This window comes from Duganella sp. GW821-FHT07F09, assembly GCF_059418705.1.
Genome location: NZ_JBWKQJ010000001.1, coordinates 1,088,405 through 1,105,173, shown reverse-complemented (window position 1 = coordinate 1,105,173; position 16,769 = coordinate 1,088,405). Strand labels below are relative to the sequence as shown.

Annotated in this window: 14 protein-coding genes; 9 read left to right on the top strand and 5 right to left on the bottom strand. The window is 64.2% G+C overall.

The annotated features are described in order from the left end of the window. Positions 1–91: 91 nt before the first annotated feature. Complete coding sequence (pulA, locus tag AC07P1_RS05060) at positions 92–2,815, bottom strand: pullulanase-type alpha-1,6-glucosidase (protein WP_494694779.1); 2,724 nt, start codon at positions 2,813–2,815, stop codon at positions 92–94. 295 nt (positions 2,816–3,110) lie between these two features. Between pulA and cysC the strand changes: the two genes are divergently transcribed. Beyond that, positions 3,111–3,668 (top strand): adenylyl-sulfate kinase, encoded by a 558-nt coding sequence (cysC, locus tag AC07P1_RS05055; RefSeq protein ID WP_494694778.1) that lies wholly within the window; start codon positions 3,111–3,113, stop codon positions 3,666–3,668. Next, the gene (locus tag AC07P1_RS05050) at positions 3,658–4,542 is read left to right on the top strand and encodes a sulfotransferase family protein (protein WP_494694777.1); all 885 of its coding nucleotides are present in this window, start codon (positions 3,658–3,660) and stop codon (positions 4,540–4,542) included. The genes cysC and AC07P1_RS05050 overlap by 11 nt, the downstream gene beginning before the upstream one ends. On the opposite strand, the gene AC07P1_RS05045 is transcribed toward AC07P1_RS05050, so the two are convergent. Together AC07P1_RS05045 and AC07P1_RS05040 are read right to left on the bottom strand one after the other, a co-directional pair. Beyond that, positions 4,508–4,903, bottom strand: a complete 396-nt coding sequence (locus tag AC07P1_RS05045; protein WP_494694776.1) for a hypothetical protein — start codon at positions 4,901–4,903, stop codon at positions 4,508–4,510. The two genes, AC07P1_RS05050 and AC07P1_RS05045, sit on opposite strands and share 35 nt — an antisense overlap. Positions 4,904–5,003: 100 nt before the next feature. After that, entirely contained in the window at positions 5,004–6,596 is a 1,593-nt protein-coding gene (locus AC07P1_RS05040) for a POT-type proton-dependent oligopeptide transporter (protein ID WP_494694800.1), read from the bottom strand. Positions 6,597–6,837: 241 nt separating this feature from the next. Here AC07P1_RS05040 and AC07P1_RS05035 point away from each other — a divergent pair, with 241 nt between their 5' ends. From AC07P1_RS05035 to AC07P1_RS05020, 4 genes are all read left to right on the top strand, one after another. Continuing rightward, on the top strand, positions 6,838–8,475 hold the full coding sequence (locus AC07P1_RS05035) for an alpha-amylase family glycosyl hydrolase (protein WP_494694775.1): 1,638 nt from the start codon (positions 6,838–6,840) through the stop codon (positions 8,473–8,475). Positions 8,476–8,584: 109 nt separating this feature from the next. Beyond that, the gene (locus AC07P1_RS05030; RefSeq protein ID WP_494694774.1) at positions 8,585–10,459 is read left to right on the top strand and encodes a glucokinase; all 1,875 of its coding nucleotides are present in this window, start codon (positions 8,585–8,587) and stop codon (positions 10,457–10,459) included. A 274-nt stretch (positions 10,460–10,733) separates the two neighbouring features. Next, complete coding sequence (locus tag AC07P1_RS05025; protein ID WP_494694773.1) at positions 10,734–11,258, top strand: PadR family transcriptional regulator; 525 nt, start codon at positions 10,734–10,736, stop codon at positions 11,256–11,258. Between the two features lie 2 nt (positions 11,259–11,260). After that, on the top strand, positions 11,261–12,523 hold the full coding sequence (locus AC07P1_RS05020) for an MFS transporter (protein ID WP_494694772.1): 1,263 nt from the start codon (positions 11,261–11,263) through the stop codon (positions 12,521–12,523). 4 nt (positions 12,524–12,527) lie between these two features. Here AC07P1_RS05020 and AC07P1_RS05015 read toward each other — a convergent pair whose 3' ends face one another. After that, positions 12,528–13,097: a hypothetical protein gene (locus AC07P1_RS05015; RefSeq protein WP_494694771.1), complete on the bottom strand. Its 570-nt coding sequence runs from the start codon at positions 13,095–13,097 to the stop codon at positions 12,528–12,530. Between the two features lie 80 nt (positions 13,098–13,177). Beyond that, positions 13,178–13,978, bottom strand: a complete 801-nt coding sequence (locus AC07P1_RS05010; RefSeq protein ID WP_494694770.1) for a class I SAM-dependent methyltransferase — start codon at positions 13,976–13,978, stop codon at positions 13,178–13,180. Between the two features lie 209 nt (positions 13,979–14,187). Between AC07P1_RS05010 and AC07P1_RS05005 the strand changes: the two genes are divergently transcribed. Genes AC07P1_RS05005 through AC07P1_RS04995 form a run of 3 tightly spaced genes read left to right on the top strand, consistent with a single transcriptional unit; the run spans position 14,188 to position 16,630 of the window. Further along, positions 14,188–15,096 carry a 2-dehydro-3-deoxygalactonokinase gene (locus tag AC07P1_RS05005; protein ID WP_494694769.1) on the top strand — a complete coding sequence of 303 codons (909 nt, stop codon included), beginning with the start codon at positions 14,188–14,190 and terminating at the stop codon, positions 15,094–15,096. A 2-nt stretch (positions 15,097–15,098) separates the two neighbouring features. Further along, a complete protein-coding gene (locus AC07P1_RS05000) occupies positions 15,099–15,719 on the top strand; it encodes a 2-dehydro-3-deoxy-6-phosphogalactonate aldolase (protein ID WP_363502890.1) in 621 nt (206 codons plus the stop codon). Positions 15,720–15,745: 26 nt separating this feature from the next. Continuing rightward, positions 15,746–16,630, top strand: a complete 885-nt coding sequence (locus AC07P1_RS04995) for an SMP-30/gluconolactonase/LRE family protein (protein WP_494694768.1) — start codon at positions 15,746–15,748, stop codon at positions 16,628–16,630. The last annotated feature ends 139 nt before the right edge of the window (positions 16,631–16,769 follow it).

The following is a 16,769-nucleotide window of genomic DNA, read 5'->3' as shown; positions in this document are numbered from 1 at the left end:
GCATGCGCCGTTTTTAGGATTGAAAGTTAACAGGTACCCACTCTGTTTACAAGCAATATTTGAGGGGAAGGCTCAGGACCTGACCCCGGGGTTATTTTGCTTCGACGAATACGACCGCGCTGCGGGCCGGGATGTCGAACGTGCCGCTGGCGGCGTCGTACCGCGCTTCGCGCGCTACGCGCTTGTCCGCGGCACCGGCGCGCAGATGCACCGGATGCAGCTGGTAGCGGCGGTTCTTTTCCTCGTCGACGGCGACGCGCTGCGCGACCTTGTCGACGTTGATCAGATACGTGATCGACTTGAAGTTGGCGCCCGCGTAGCCCGCGCCGTCAAGATGGGCGACGATCACCGTCGGCACCTGCGTCGATCCGGTGTTGTGGAAGCGCAGGCGCTGCTGGATGTCGGCCGAGGTCCGCATGCGGAACAGCGTGCTGCTCGAACGGATCGCCAGCAAATCGCGGAAGGCGTCGCGCGACCAGGCGATGTCCGCCGGCGCCGGCTTGATCGCGGCGTTGGCCAGCAGGGGCTTCATCAGCGCGTAGTCCTTGCCGTTGTCCTCTGCGCGCGGCAGGCCGGTGCCGTAGTAGTTGTCCTGGTAGGTCCAGTCCAGGCGGTTGAACCAGTCGCCCGATTCGAAGCTGTTGCGGTCCAGCGATTTGGAACGCAGGATGTCGAAGCCGGCGTGGAAGTAGGCCACGCCCTGGCTGAAGGCGTTGATGGCGGCGCCCAGCATTTGCACCTGCGCGCGCTCGGCGCCGGTGGTCTCCAGCGGCAGCTTGTAGACGTTGATGTCGAACAGCGTCTGGTTGTCGTGGTTCTCGACGTAATTGACGGTTTCCGACGGCTCGCTGGCGTAACCGGCCGGCTGGTTGCCGCCGTAGACGATGTCCCGCAGCTGCTTGGTCTCGTCCTGCCAGGTGCGCATCGTGTAGTTGCGCAGCGATCCTGCCAGGCCGACCTTGACCATGTCCGACGCTTGCGGCAAGTCTCCGGCCGGGCGCGTGGGCGCTTGCGCGTTGGGCGCGTAGACCAGGCCATTGATGTAGCCCTGCTGCGCGATGATCTGCGCGCTGCCGTCGCTGGCTCCCCCGCCGCGCATGGCGTCGCGCGCGCGGTCGCTGAAGGTGCCGATGCCGCTGCCGTTCAGCGACAGCTGCGACGCCTGCACAAAGCGGGCGCCGTCGGCCACTTCGCCGAAGTTCCAGCCCTCGCCGATCAAGTCGATGCGCCGGCCGGTGGCACGGTTGACGCGCGCCTGCAATTCCTCCATCGCGGCGCGCGGCTGGTGGCCCATCAGGTCGAAGCGGAAGGAGTCGATCTTGTATTGCACCGCCCATGTTTCGACCGAGTCGATCATCAGCTTGGCCATCATCAGGTTTTCGGTGGCGGTGTTGTCGCAGCAGGTCGAGCGTTCGATGCCGCCGGTCGCGTTCAGGCGGTGGTAGTAGCCGGGCACCACGCGGTCCAGTACCGACTTCTCGTTCTGGCCGGCGATGAAGGTGTGGTTGTACACCACGTCCATGCCCACGCGCAGGCCGGCCCTGTGCAGCGCCTGCACCATCTGGCGGAATTCGACGATGCGCTTGGCGCCGTCGGCCGGATCGGTGGCGTAGCTGCCTTCGGGCGCCGTGTAGTGATACGGGTCGTAGCCCCAGTTGTAACAGTCGGCGAATTTGACCTTGGTGACCTCCGCCTGCTGTTCCAGGCCGTCCGGCGCGAGGCCGGGCAGGGCGGCGATGTCCGGCGAGGCGCACCCCTGTTCCGGCACGGTGGCGATGTCGTAGACCGGCAGCAGGTGGATGTCGGTCATGCCGGCGCGGCTCAGCGCGGCCAAGTGCTTCATGCCGTTGGAGCCGGTCTCGGTGAAGGCGGCGTACTTGCCCCGGTTGGCCGCGCTGACGGTGCTGTCGTTGATCGAGAAGTCGCGCACGTGCAGTTCGTAGATGGTCATATCGGTCGGCGCGGCGACCTTTTTCGGTGACGGCGTCCCGTCCCATCCCGCTGGTTTGAGCCTGGCGGCGTTCAGGTTGGCGACGTAGCTGCGTTTGGAGTCGGTGGTCAGGCTGATCGAGTAAGGATCGGTGACCAGGTTGCGCACGATGCCGGCGGTGGGCGTCATGACGTCGACAAGATATTGGTAGTACGCGCCATTGGCCCGCGCCGACCAGACGCCGGTGGCGTCGTCACGGGTCATCGGTGTGATGGCGCTTGCCTTGGACGAGCCGGTGGAGTAGGTGCACACGGCCACATTCTGCGCGGTGGGCGCCCATAGCTTGAAAGCCGCACCGCGCGCACCGGCGGTCACGCCCAGGTCCTTGACCTTGGCGGCGCCGGCATAAAGGTCGTCCAATGCGCCGGCGATTTGCAGCGACGTCACATCGCGCACCACGCCGTCCCCACCTTCCCGGACCAGCAGCACTTGCTGCGTCAGCAGCCGCGCCGCGTCTGGAACGCTCAGCACCGCGCCGTCGCCGACGAACTTGAAGCGCCGCGCGACATCGGACGGCACATCGCCATCGAAGCGCGACAGCGTCAGCACACCGTCCTCGCCGGTGACGCGCGCGCCCGGCGCGGCGCGCAGCAGGGCGTTTGCGGAATAATAGAGTTTGAATACGCCGTTGCCGGCATCGGCGCCCGGCCATTTGATCAACTGGCGGTTGAGCCAGTATGCGCGTGCGTCGGTCGCGGGCGCCGCATGCAGCGGCGTCGCAAACGCCCCGTCGCAATCCGCCAGCACCGGCGCCGCCGAGGCCGCCAAACATGTCAGCGCCAGCGCGCTCCCGAACGAACCCGCCACCAAACGCCCTGCAACCATATTTCGTCTCCAAACCGTTGATTTAAGTAACGCAATTACAAGAACGCCCGCATTACCCGCAAATTTGGCGGCTATGGTACTCCAGAATCTGTAGTTTCGATACGAATCACCGGCTATTGGCGTCTACTTCTTATCAAAAATTAACATAAAGCTGCATGGTGCAGGGTTTTGCTTGCCGGTTCATTTACACCTTGTGCCGCACTGTACACCCTGTATCAATCGGTAATTGTCGGCTAAGGGGCGCCTGGGCGCTGCTAGTCTTGGTCGCATTCGTTTCCTAACCACAAGGCCTATCATGATATTGCTATTTTGCGGCTTGTCCGGCGCTGGCAAGTCGACGCTTGCCGCCAGCGTTAAAGACCGTCTTGGCCGGCAGTCCGTCGCCGTTGAAGTCATCGATGGCGATCCGTATCGGGCACGCTTGTTCACCGACCTGGGTTTTTCGCGCCGGGACCGCGGCGAGAATCTGCGCCGCCTCGGCTACCTCGCCGATAAATTCGCCGCGCACGGCATCGTCACGATTGTCAGCGCCATCAGTCCTTACGACGAGGTGCGCAAGGAACTGGCCGCGCTGTATCCCGACGTGAAAGTGGTGTTCATCGACTGCGCGCTCGACGAACTGCGGCGGCGCGACACCAAGGGCTTGTACCGGCGCGCCAGCCTGCCCGACGACGCGCCCGACAAGTTGACGTGCCTGACCGGCGTCAACGATCCGTTCGAGCCGCCGTCCGAACCGGACCTGTACTTCAACACCCGCGACAGCGGCATCGACGAGTGCACCGCGCGCATCTGCGAGTATGTATTGAGCCAGACCGCTTTCGTCCAGCGCAGGAGGGCGCGGCATGGCCAATGATGTCCTGGTCGTCGCCGGGATGCACCGCTCCGGCACATCGCTGATCACGCACTGGCTGCACGATTGCGGCTTGCAGGTCGGCGAACGCCTGGTGGGCGCGGGTACCGGCAATGTCGAAGGCCATTTCGAGGACGAGGACTTCTACCACTTGCACCAGCAGATCCTGATCGATAAAGGCGTTCATCCCGACGGCCTGCATCCGCCCGGGGCGATTGCGCCGAACGCGCGGGAGCAGGCCCAAATACGCTCCCTGATCGACGCCAGGAATTCCAGCTTCCCGCAGTGGGGCTGGAAGGAGCCGCGCACCTGCCTGTTTCTGGAAACGTATTCGGCCCTGCTGCCGCAGGCGAAATATCTGGTGCTGCTGCGCGATTACCAGGAAGTGGTGCATTCGCTGCTCAAGCGCGACTTCGGCCTGCTCGATAACAGATACCGGGCAAAAAGCTGGCCGCATCGCATGGCATGGAAGTATTTTTATCGCTCGATGCGGCTGGCGCGGCATCGCCGCAAACATCGCGAGCGCTATCTGAAAGCCTGGGTGGTCTACAACCGGATGATCTTACAGACCCTGGAAAAGCTGCCGGAGCATCGCTATCTGGTGGTGAGCTACAAGTCGATGCAAAGCCAGTGCGCCGAGGTGTTCGGTTTTCTGTCGTCGCAGTGGTCGTTCCGGCTGCGTTACAAGAAATTCGCCAGCGTGTATCGCAGTGAGCTAATCAGCCGCGATGCGGAAGTGGCGCCGGTGGCGGTCAATGCGGGTCTGTTGGACGAGGCGCGCCAAGTCGCCGCCAGCTTGCAGGACTACCTGCATTGCAGCCAGCGGCGGCTTTCCACGATGTCTATTTGCGGTCGTTCTTCCTGGCCGGCTGGTTAGTGCAGCTCGTGTTGTCCTTGTGGGCGGTGGCGATGTTTTCACCGCCGCTGGCATCGACGCCGCCTTGAGGGCGGTGGCAATCGGCCTTGGCGCCCTTGGGCGGCTTGTTGTCGAAGCCTGGCTTGCTGGTCGGCTGCTGCATGCCGGCGTTGCCATTTTGGGCGCCGGTATTGGCCTCGGCCTCGCCCTTGGCCGCGCCCTTGGGCTGGAAGGCCGTCGCGCCGGTGCTTCCGGTGGGCTGGGCGACGTCCTTGTCGGACATCGGTTTGCTCTGTGCCTGCGCCGCAGCGCTGAAGGCGGTGCACAGGCAGAAAGCCGCGAGGCCGATGGCGGCTTTGGCCTGGGTGAATTGGGTGGGCATGATCGTCTCCTTGATTGCGCTGGTAACCCGACGAGTGTTCCACACCCCAAGCACTTTCCAAGTAGGATACCTGCCCGTGTGCAAGTCGGACACGAGGTCGTCAGGATCCCTTGCGTGGCTCGGCCGGTGGATAGCAGAAGCTGGTGCCACCTTCGACGCGATAATTGTCGACCATCTTGTAGCGCATCGCGTACAGCGCGAACACCCCGGCCGTGAGCAGCGCGAAGCCCGCGAAGAAGAACATCTGGAATGCGATCGAACTCATACCGCTGGTGGCGATATGCGCGCTGACCGCCTCGTTCTTCACGCCCGAATTGACGATCAATACCCACAGATTGCCGACCGTGACGGCCAGATACCAGAAGCTCAGAATGATGCCCTTCATCGGCGCGGGCGCCTGGCTGTAGGCGAATTCCAGGCCGGTGGCCGACACCAGCACCTCGCCCAGCGTCAGCAGCGCGTAGGGCAGCAGCTGCCACAGGATCGACACCTTGTCGCCGCCGTCCATCTGCAGCTGGATGGCGCCGATGGCGATCCACGCGGCGCCGGACAGCGCGATGCCCATGCCCATGCGGCGCAGCGGCGTCGGTGTGATGCCGATGGCGCGCATCAGCGGGAATAGCGCGATGTTATTCAACGGGATCAGCAACATCACCAGGATCGGATTGATGGCCTGCATTTGCGCCGGCAGCAGGGTGAATTCCCAGCCGAGGATCGACAGCAACGGGCTGTCCATGGCGTTGGCCTGCACGATCCAGGTCGACGCCTTTTGGTCGAACAGCGACCAGAATGGCGTGATCATCGCGAACACGATCAGGATGCGCAGCACGGCGCGCACGCCTTCCACCGCTTCGTCGGTGTGCAGGCCGCGCGCGCGTTCCAGCTGCATCGACACGCCGAAGCCGCCGAAGGCCAGCAACAGCACCAGCGCGGTGCAGGCGGCGATGACGAAGCCCCACTGCGGCGACATGCACAGCGACAGCGCCGCGCCGGCCGCGCCGATGCCGGCGACGATCAGGCCAGGACGCGATTTGCCGGGCGCCTTGGCGAACAACGCGGTGCGGGCGACGCTGCTGAAGGAATCCGGATTGGGCGCGGCCGGCGGCACGTGCACGTATTTTTTGCGGCCGATCCAGAAGACCAGCGTGGCGATGGCCATCAGGATGCCGGGGATGCCGAAGGCCACGGCCGGGCCGTAGTCGCGCAGCATCACCGGCATCAGCAGCGAGGCGAAGAAGGAACCGAAGTTGATGATCCAGTAGAAGGCGTCGAACACCAGCCTGGCGCGGTTCTTGTTGGTCTGGTCGAACTGGTCGCCGACGAAGGCCACCACCAGCGGCTTGATGCCGCCCGAGCCGAAAGCGATCAGCGCCAGGCCGAAGTAGAAGCCCTTGAGGTTGTCCTCGAAGATCGCCAGGCAGGCGTGGCCCGCCACGTAGATCAGGCTGAACCAGAACACCGTCTTGTATTTGCCGAAGAAGCGGTCGGCCAGCCAGCCGCCCAGCAGCGGGAAGAAGTACACGCCGATGACGAAGGTATGGAAGACGTGCTTGGCCTCGGCGGTGCGGTCTTCCATCGGAATGAACAGCAAAAGAGTGCTCAGAAGAAACGGCGTGAGGATGTTGCGCATGCCGTAGAAGCTGAAACGTTCGCAGCCTTCGTTGGCGATGATGTAGGGAATTTGTCGGGGCATCGGCCCGTTGCCGTTGGCGATAGCGCTGCTAGTCACTGGTTTCTCCTAAGATTTGTGTAGTTTGACTACTCATTTTTGTTTTATGAATTCCGATAAAAACTCATAACTATTTGATTTGTATGGATTAATTGTGATAATCCCAAATCTTGTACACGATTGAAAAAAACAATATCGTGATGTATATTCTCTACAAACTCATCCGCGCGCCTTCCACGACACGCAGCCAACCCCGGATTCTCTTATGACTAAGCAACTAACTCAAGTTTCCCCGCACATTAAAGACTGGTATCGCGAGGCCATCATCTACCAGGTTTACCCGCGCAGCTTCCTTGACACCAACGGCGACGGCATCGGCGACATGCCCGGGATTACGGCAAAGCTGGACTATATCGCATCGCTGGGCGTGGACATCGTCTGGATTTCGCCATTTTTCAAATCGCCGATGAAGGACTTCGGCTACGACATTTCCGACTATTGCGACGTCGATCCGATGTTCGGCACCCTGGCCGACTTCGATGTCATGATCGCCAAGGCGCATAGCCTGGGCCTGAAGATCATGATCGACCAGGTGATGGCGCACACCGCCGAGGAGCATCCGTGGTTCAAGGAGAGCCGGGCTAGCCGCGACAATCCGAAATCCGACTGGTACGTGTGGTCCGATCCGGCGCCGGACGGCAATCCGCCGAACAACTGGATGTCGGTGTTCGGCGGCTCGTCGTGGCAGTGGGACACGCGTCGTCGTCAATACTATTTACACAATTTCCTCGTCAGCCAGCCGCAGCTCAACTTCCACAATCCGCAAGTGCAGCAGGCGCACCTGGACGCGCTGCGCTTTTGGCTCGAACGCGGCGTCGACGGCATCCGCCTGGACGCGTCGAACTTCCACTTCCACGATCCCGAGTTGCGCAGCAATCCGCCGGCCGTCAACCGCGACACCGCCACCGTCTCGGACGTGAACCCGTACGGCATGCAGGCCCACGTCTACGACAAGAGCCGTCCGGAGAACCTGCCGTTCCTGCAAAAGCTGCGCACCCTGCTGAACGAATACCAGGCCGTGTCGATCGGCGAAGTGGGGGCCGACGATTCGCTGGCCGTCATGGCCGAATACACCGCCGGCGGCGACAAGCTGCACATGGCGTACAGCTTTAACCTGCTGGTGCCTACGTGCTCGTCGCACTACATCCGCAAACAGGTGGAACAGTTCGAAGCGCGCGTCAAAGGCGGCTGGGCCTCCTGGTCGGTCGGTAACCACGACGTGCAGCGTGTCGCCACGCGTTGGGGTGGAGCGGACGCGCCGAAGGCGTTCGCCAAGATGATCCTGGCGATGCAGTTGTCGCTCAAAGGCACGCCGTGCCTGTACCAGGGCGACGAGCTGGCGTTCGCCGAGGCGGATGTGCCGTTCGAACTGCTGCAGGACCCGTACGGCATCACCTTCTGGCCGGAGTTCAAGGGCCGCGACGGCTGCCGCACGCCGATGGCGTGGACCGGCGGGGCCGATGGCGGCTTCACCACCGGTAAACCATGGCTGCCGGTGTCGCCGGACCATATCGCCAAGGCGGCGGCGGTGCAGGAGTCGGATGCCGAATCGTCGCTGGCGTTCACGCGCAAGTTCATCGCCTGGCGCCGCAAGCTGCCGCAGCTCACGCGCGGCGACATCCAATTCTTCGACACGCCGGAGCCGGTGCTGGCGCTGCGCCGCGATGCCGACGGCGAGCGCGGGATCATCGCCGTCTTCAATCTGGGCGGGGCGCCGGTCAGCTTCGCGTTACCGCAAGTAACGGGCGCGGAACAGATGGAAGGTTACGACCTGCCTGGAACGGTGGACGGCAGCCAGGTGCAGTTGCCGGCCTTCGGCGCCTGGTTCGGGTACGCAAAATAAGAGATGACGGCGGCGATTTGCCGCCGTCATCATTCTTACCTCGCAGTTACCTTCTTAACACCCCATATTTCGGGTATGCTTCCGCCAACTGTTTTGACTGAATCGAACGATGAAACAAGCTGAAGTAGACCAAAAACTCAATCGCACGGCGTTCGCCGACGGCCCACGCCTGCTGGCCGACATCGGCGCGACGCACGCGCGCTTCGCTTTGCAAACGGCCCCCGGCGAATTCCGCGCCGTGCGCGTGCTCAAGTGCGACGACTTTAGCGACATCGTCGCCATGCTGCGATCGTACCTGTCCGACCACGCCGACATCACCCTGAACCACGCCGCGCTGGCGGTGGCCAACCCGGTCAGCGGCGACCATGTCCGCATGACCAACCGCGACTGGGAATTCTCCACCGACGAAGTGCGCCGCGCGCTCGGCCTGCACACTTTATTGGTGGTGAACGACTTCACGGCGCTGGCGATGTCGCTGCCGGGCCTCAAACCGGCGGACCTGATGCAGGTGGGCGGCGGCAAGCCGGCATCGAACTCGGTCATCGGCGTGCTGGGACCGGGCACCGGGCTTGGCGTGTCCGGCGTGATCCCGACCGTCGACGGCTTCGTCACCTTGGGCTCCGAGGGCGGCCACACCAACTTCGCGCCGGCCGACGAGCGCGAATATTCGATCCTGCAGTACGCGTGGCAAACCTGGTCGCACGTCTCGACCGAGCGCCTGATCTCCGGCCCCGGCATGGAGATCATCTACCGCGCCATCGCCAAGCGCAATGGCCGCCAGGTGCGCGACCTGAGCTCGCAGGAGATCATGGCCGGCGCGCTGACCGACAAGGACCCGCTGTGCCTCGAAGTGCTGGAATGCTTCTGTGCGATGCTGGGCGGCGCCACCGCCAACCTGGCCGTCACCCTGGGCGCGTTCGGCGGCATGTTCATCGGCGGCGGCATCGTGCCGCGCATGGGCGACTGGTTCGCGTCGTCGCCGTTCCGTTCGCGCTTCGAGGCCAAGGGCCGTTTCACCAGCTATCTGTCGGAGATTCCGACGTACGTGATCACCACGCCGAATCCCGCCTTTTACGGCGTGGCGACGATTTTGTCCGAGCATCTGCGCGGACGCAGCGGCGCCAACACCCTGATGGAGCGCGTGCAGCATCTGCAGCACGAGCTGACGCCGGCCGAGCAGCGCGTCGCGCAGCTGGTGCTGGAGCAGCCACGCCTGGTGCTCAACGAGCCGATCGCCGACATCGCCCGCCTGGCGGAGGTGAGCCAGCCGACGGTGATCCGGTTCTGCCGCTCGCTCGGTTTCCTCGGCCTGGCCGACTTCAAGCTGAAGTTCGCCAGCAGCCTGACGGGCGCGATCCCGGTGCGCCACAGCCAGGTGAGGGTGAGCGACAGCACGCACGACTTGAGCGCCAAGGTCATCGACAATACCGTTTCGGCGATTTTGAAGTTCCGCGACCAGCTGGACGTGCGTTCGCTGGACAAGGCGATCGCGCTGGTGGCCAAGGCCAAGCGGGTCGAGTTTTACGCGATGGGCAATTCGCGCGTGGTGGCGCTGGATGGCCAGCACAAATTCTTCCGCTTCCGCATTCCGACGTCGGCGTACGGCGACTCGCATTTGCTGACGTTGGCGGCCGAGCTGCTCAATCCTGGCGACGTGGTGATCGCCATTTCCAACTCCGGCAAGCTGCCGGACCTGCTGGAAGCGGTCGACGCGGCGCGCGCGGCGGGTGCCGACGTCATCGCCATCACCGCCAGCAACTCGCCGCTGGCGAAGAAGGCCAGCGTGTGCCTGGCGGTCGATCACACGGAGGACAGCACCACTTTCCTGTCGATGATCTCGCGCATCTTGCAGCTGCTGCTGATCGACATCCTGTCGGTGGGCATCTCGCTCGACACGCAGAACTCGCGCGTGGTGGTGCAGCCAAAAGCGAAGGGCGGCGAAAGCGACAACCGCCGCCTGCTGATCTCCCACCTCGACAGCTGACCGTAAGACGGCCGCAACCCCAAAGGCAGACCTCGATGGTCTGCCTTTTTTTCATTCCGGGGTCAGGTCCACCATTGCTACACGAGCTAACCGTATCGAACTCAACCGACCGTTTATACGTCTTACGCCTCAGTTCGTGTAGCAATGGTGGACCTGACCCCGGAGTTGCTTTTACGGCTGTTACAAATCGGCGCTTGAACTCTTCCGGAAATGCGCTAAGATATATCTTAATAAGTTATATCTTAACTTGTTATATCTGAAGAAGGAGTTCAAAATGTTTCGATTCTCACATCACCATCATCATCCGCGCGCCACGCATGGGCCGCACCACGGCGGCGGCGGTCGCGGTCGCGGTCCGAAAATGTTCGATGCCGGCGCCATGCGCTATATCGTTTTGCAACTGATTTCGGAAAAGCCGCGCCATGGCTACGAGATCATCAAGGAGCTGGAACAGCGTTCCGGCGGCGGCTATACGCCCAGCCCGGGCGCGATCTATCCGCTGCTGTCGATGCTGCTCGATATGGGCCATGTCGCCGCCGCCGCCGATGGCAACAAGAAGTTGCATACGATTACGCCGGAAGGCGAGGCCTTCCTGGCCGAGAACCGCCAGTTCGTCGACGCCATCGTGGCGCGCATGAGCGATCCGGCCGAGTCGCGCGACGACCTGCGCACGATCATGCATGAGCTCAAGCACGCGGTCATCGCGCAGGGCCAGGAAAACCATCCGAGTGCCGCCAAGCTGGAGCACATCCGGGCGATCCTGCGCCGCACGACGGCCGAGATCCTGGCGCTGGAATGAGCATGGCCGTTCCCCCCGCGCTCGCCTTGACCCCGGCCCGCGAGCGCCTGGTGCTGTGGCTGCTGGCGCTGACCCAATTCACCGTCATCATGGACTTCATGGTGATGATGCCGCTGGCGCCGCAGCTGATGCAAGCCTTCGCCATCACCCCGGCCGCCGTGTCCGGCGCGGTGTCGGCCTATGCCTGGTGCGCCGGCCTGTCCGGCCTGGTGGCGGCGATGTATATCGACCGCTTCGACCGCAAACAATTGCTGCTGTGGATGTTCGCGCTGTTCACCTTGTCCAACCTGGCGTGCGCCGTCGCCCCCAATTTCCACGTGCTGGTGCTGTCGCGGGCCTTCGCCGGCGTGACCGGCGGCGTGCTCGGCGCGATCGTCATGGCCATCATCGGCGACCTGATTCCGGCCCACCGGCGCGGCGCGGCCACCGGCGTCGTGATGACCTCGTTCAGCCTGGCGGCGGTGGTCGGCGTGCCGGCCGGCGTGATGCTGGCCGCGCACTTCGGCTGGGCGTCGCCGTTCTATCTGCTGGTGCTGTTCTCGCTGGTGATCTGGGCGCTGGGCGCGCGGACGTTGCCGTCCATTACGGGCCATTTGACGCAGCGCGTGCCGCTGTCGGCCGTGCTGCCGAACCTGATCGGCCTGTACCGCGTGCCCAACCACCTGAAGGCGTTCGCGCTGTCCTTTGTCAACATGATGACGGGCATGCTGGTGATTCCGTTCATCTCGCCGGTGCTGGTGAGCAACCTTGGCGTCAAGCCGGCGGAGATTCCCTATGTGTATCTGGCCGGTGGCCTGGCCACCCTGGTCAGCGCGCGCATGGTGGGCAAATGGTCGGATCGCGCCGGCGCGCACAAGGTCTACCGCTATCTGGCGCTGCTCTCGGTGCTGCCGATGATGTTCGTGACGCACATGCCGGCCATGCCGCTGGTCGCGGTGATCCTGTTCTTTCCGTTCTTCATGACCGCCGTGTCCGGACGCACCATTCCCTTGCAGGCATTGATGACGACCGTGCCGGACCCGTCCAAACGCGGCGCCTTCCTCAGCGCCAATTCGGCGATCCAGCAACTGGGCAGCGGCGTCGGCGCCTTGCTGGGCGGCCTGACCCTGCATACGGACGCGGCCGGACACATCCTCGGCTACGGCTGGAACGGCTGGATCGCGGCCGGACTGACGGTGTTCTCGGTGCTGTGGGTGGGGAAGGTGGCAAGTGCGGCGGAGGTGACACCGGCGACGCCGGCGCCGCAACAGCGCAAGGCGGCGTAGGCCCTTAGCCGTCGATGTTGATGCGCTTTTCCGGATGCTTTTCCCGGCGCCAGCGCGCCAGGCTGATGACCTCGTCGTTGGTGGCGTCTTCGACCAGGATCTCGTCGTCGCTCGACGAGACCAGGAAGCTTTCCCAGCGCTGTGCCGATTCGGCGCTGTTTTCGACAAAGCTGAACTGCCAGTAGCTTTTGCCGTTGAGCTTGCGCGGGGTCGGATCGTATTCGATCAGCGCGCCGCGCACTTTGCCGCCGGAGCTTTTCTCCAGCATCGACGACCACTGTTGCAGTTCCGGCAGCGCCATCAGCGCGGCGGAGGCTTGTTCCTTGGTGCGGGTGGCCTTGGGTTCGGCCGGCGCGGACGGTTCGCTTGCGGCCGGACGCGGCGCGGCTGCGCGCGGCGGCGCGCTGGCCGGCGGCGCCTTGCTGGCGACGACCGGCTCGGCCGGCTTGACCGGCGCCGGCGGCGGCGCCACCGGCGTCGTGTTGTTAATATAAACACCCACGCCGATGGCCAGCGCGACGGCGGCTGCGCCGGCGATGGCCAAGGTGCGGGGGGACGGAGAGCGAGATGCCATAAGGGATAGCCTGGACTATTTTGTTGACGGCCATACTAAACCAAAGGCATCCATCGGGCAACTTCAACCCTCCAGTTCGCCTATGAAAGCGGGTGTTTTTGCAGGAAACAGCAGATATTGGGCGTCAGCATGCCCGGGCCGATGCCCAGCCGGCGCGCCAGCCACAGCAGCGGCTGCAGGCTGCGGACGTCGGCGCCGCCGCGCAAACGCGAGCGGAGCAGGAAATTGTCGGGGTGCGCGGTGTCCAGATTGTCGTAGTGGGGGCCGAAGCCGCGCCGCATCGCCCACGGCCAGACGCCGCGCGGCAAGGGCTTGCCGAGCAGGCGGTCTATCCAGCGCGGCAAGTAATTCACTAGCCAGCGCCCGCTGTGCGCCTCGCGCGGCCAGAGCCGGTTGCTGGACCCGGTCAGCAAGATCAGCCCGCCCGGCGCGAGCACGCGGTCGAGCTCGCGCTGCACGGCCGGCAGCTCGGCCGGCGCCACGTATTCGAGCACGCTGTTGCAGGCGATCAGGCTGAACTGGCCGTCGGCGAAGGGCAGGCGGCGCGAGTCGGCCACGTGGGCGAAGTCGATGTTGTCGATGCCGTAGCGCTCGGCGTTCAGGCGCGCCAGCGCGACCCAGTCGGCCGAATCGTCGGTGGCGCAGACCTTGGCGCCCAGATAGGAAAACAGGATGGCCGAGGCGCCGATGTTGCAGCCGAACTCGAGGACGTGCATGTCCGGCAGGCGCAGCGGCATCACATCCAACACCATGCGCAACTGATCCCATTCATAATCGACCTTGCCGCCGATCCAGGGATCGCGCGGCTTGAGCCCGAGTTGGCGCGCCAGCGTGTCAAAATCTTGCTGTTTGGTATGTTGGTAAACATCGACTGTGCTCATGGAACCTCCCGTGTTGAATTGCGTCTCAACTATAGGAGGCCAGCCGCCGGGACTGCTTGTCGTAACGCAAACCGGCCGGGCGTCGCCGAATGCTCAGGGTCTATATTATTGTCTATATTATTTTGGTATCAGTTGCGCGAGATAATTCATTGGCGGCACTATAGCCATTTTTGTACCATCTTCGCACCATAAGAAAAGGACTCTGACTAGTGGATAAGACAATTCTGGGCGTCGACTGGGGCACCAGCAACCGGCGCGCCTATCTGATCGACCAACAAGGCAACTGCCTGGCGGAACACGAAGACGGCCAGGGCATGCTGGCGGTCGGCGGACGCGAGCGTTTCAGCGCCTCGCTGGACGGCTTGCTCGATGCCATGCACCTCGGTAGCGACGTGCCGGTGATCATGTCCGGCATGGTCGGCAGCGCCTCCGGCTGGCAGGAAGTCAACTATCTGGACGCCGCCGTGCCGCTGACCGAGCTGCCGCGCCACCTGGCGCCCGTCACCGATCCGGCCTGGGCCGGCCGCTGCCATATCGTTCCCGGCTATTGCTACCGCAACGGCGCCGCCGTCGACGTGATGCGCGGCGAGGAAACCCAACTGCTGGGCGCCGTGGCGCTGGGCAAGCGCGACGGCTGGCTGGTGCTGCCCGGAACCCATAGCAAATGGGTGCTGCTGCGCGACGGCGTGATCCAGTCCTTCGCCACCTATATGACCGGCGAGCTGTTCGCCATGTTGTCTGCCGGCGGCACGTTGTCGTCGATGATGGCCGGCGACACCACCGACGCCGAAGGCTTCGCCGTCGGGCTGAACCAGGCCGCGCGCAACGAGCCGCTGTCGAACACCTTGTTCCGCGTGCGCGCCGGCGTCGTCTCGCGCACCTGGCCGCAGCAGCAGGCCGCCGCCGTCGTCAGCGGCTTGCTGATCGGCGCCGAATTCGCCGCCGCCGCCCGTGAAGTGCCGGCCGACGGCAACGGCGCCGGCATCACCGTTATCGGTTCGCCGGCGCTGGCCGCCCGCTATGCCGCCGCCGCCGCCCACTTCGGCTTGCAGTGCGAAGTGCTCGATCCCCATCGCGTGTATTGCACGGCGATTTCCCAATTCATCAAGCAGGGCTGAACATGACTATTTCCCATCCAACCACGCCGCTGGTCGCCATCTTGCGCGGCCTGCAACCGACCGAGGCCGTCGCCGTCGCCCAGGTGCTGTTCGACGCCGGCTTCCGCGCGCTGGAAGTGCCGCTGAACCGTCCGGGCGCGCTCGAGTGCATCGCCTCGATGGTCAAGCTGAACCTGCCTGGCACCCTGGTCGGCGGCGGCACCATGCTCAACGTCGAGCACGTCGAAGCCGTCTACGAGGCGGGCGGCCGGCTGCTGGTGTCCCCGAACTGCAATCCGGCCGCGATCCGCCGCGCCGCCGACCTGGGCATGTACTGCGCCCCGGGCGTGGCCACGCCGACCGAGGCGTTCGCCGCGCTCGACGCCGGCGCCCACGCGCTCAAACTGTTCCCGGCCGAGATGATCGGCCACGGCGGCCTGAAGGCCATGCTCAGCGTAGTGCCGGCCGGCACCCCGATGTGGCCGGTCGGCGGCGTCACGCCGGAGACGATGGCCGGCTGGTTCAAGGCCGGCGCGACCGGCTTCGGCATCGGCGGCGCGCTCTACACGCCCGGCGTGACCATCGAGCAGCTCGGCGAGCGCGCGACGGCCTTCGTCAACACCTGGCGCGGCCTGGCCGCCTGATTCTTTCCATCCTGGGGATAAAACGAATGAGCAAGCATGACGTGCAATGTCTGTGGGAACTCGGCGCGCAACTGGGCGAGGGTCCGTTGTGGGTGGCGGAGCAAAACCGCCTGTATTTCGTCGACCTGAAAAATCAAAAACTGCACGCGCTGGACACCGCCAGCGGCGAGCGCCATAGCTGGACGATGCCGGACTATATCTGCTGGCTGATCTCCCGTCGCGACGGCGACGGCTTCATGGCCGGCCTGCGCGACGGCATCGCCCGCGTCTGGCTCGAACCGGAGCTGCGTATCGAATACCTGGCGCGTCCGTTCCCCGAAGGCAGCGGCCTGCGCATGAACGACGCCAAGGTCGACGGCGCCGGCCGCATCTGGGCCGGTTCGATGCACAACACCGATTACGCGCAAGCGATCGGCATGTTGTTCCGCCTCGACAAGGACTTGACCTTGACCGTGGCCGACGACGGCTATCACATCTGCAACGGCCCGGCGTTCAGCAACGACGGCGCCACGATGTACCACACCGACAGCTTCGAGGGCCGCACCTACGCCTATCCGCTGGCGGCAGACGGCAGCCTGGGCGAGCCGCGCGTGTGGCGCCAGTTCGACGGCGACACCGAGGGCGCGCCGGACGGCATGACGGTCGACAGCGAAGGCTGCGTCTGGATCGCGCAATGGGGCGGTTCCCGCGTCTGCCGCTACTCGGCGCAAGGTGAACTGCTGGAAACCATCGGCGTTCCGGTGCGCAACCCGGCCTCGTGCACCTTCGGCGGTCCCGATCTGAAAACCTTGTTCATCACCACCGCCAGTGAGGACAACACGCCCGAGCAGTTGAAAGAGTTCCCGTTGACGGGCGCGCTGTTCTCGGTGCGGGTGGAAGTGGCCGGCGTTCCCGCCGCGCGCTTCGGTTAATTAGCGGTTTCAACAACAGCCGCGCCGGCCCCGCGCCGGCGCGGTATCCCGAATGTAAAAATGTTCCGCGCGACGCGGCAGGGGGAGGTGCGCACGGGTGGCAGGCAAGACAGCGTAGTACAAACTATAAAAATCAATA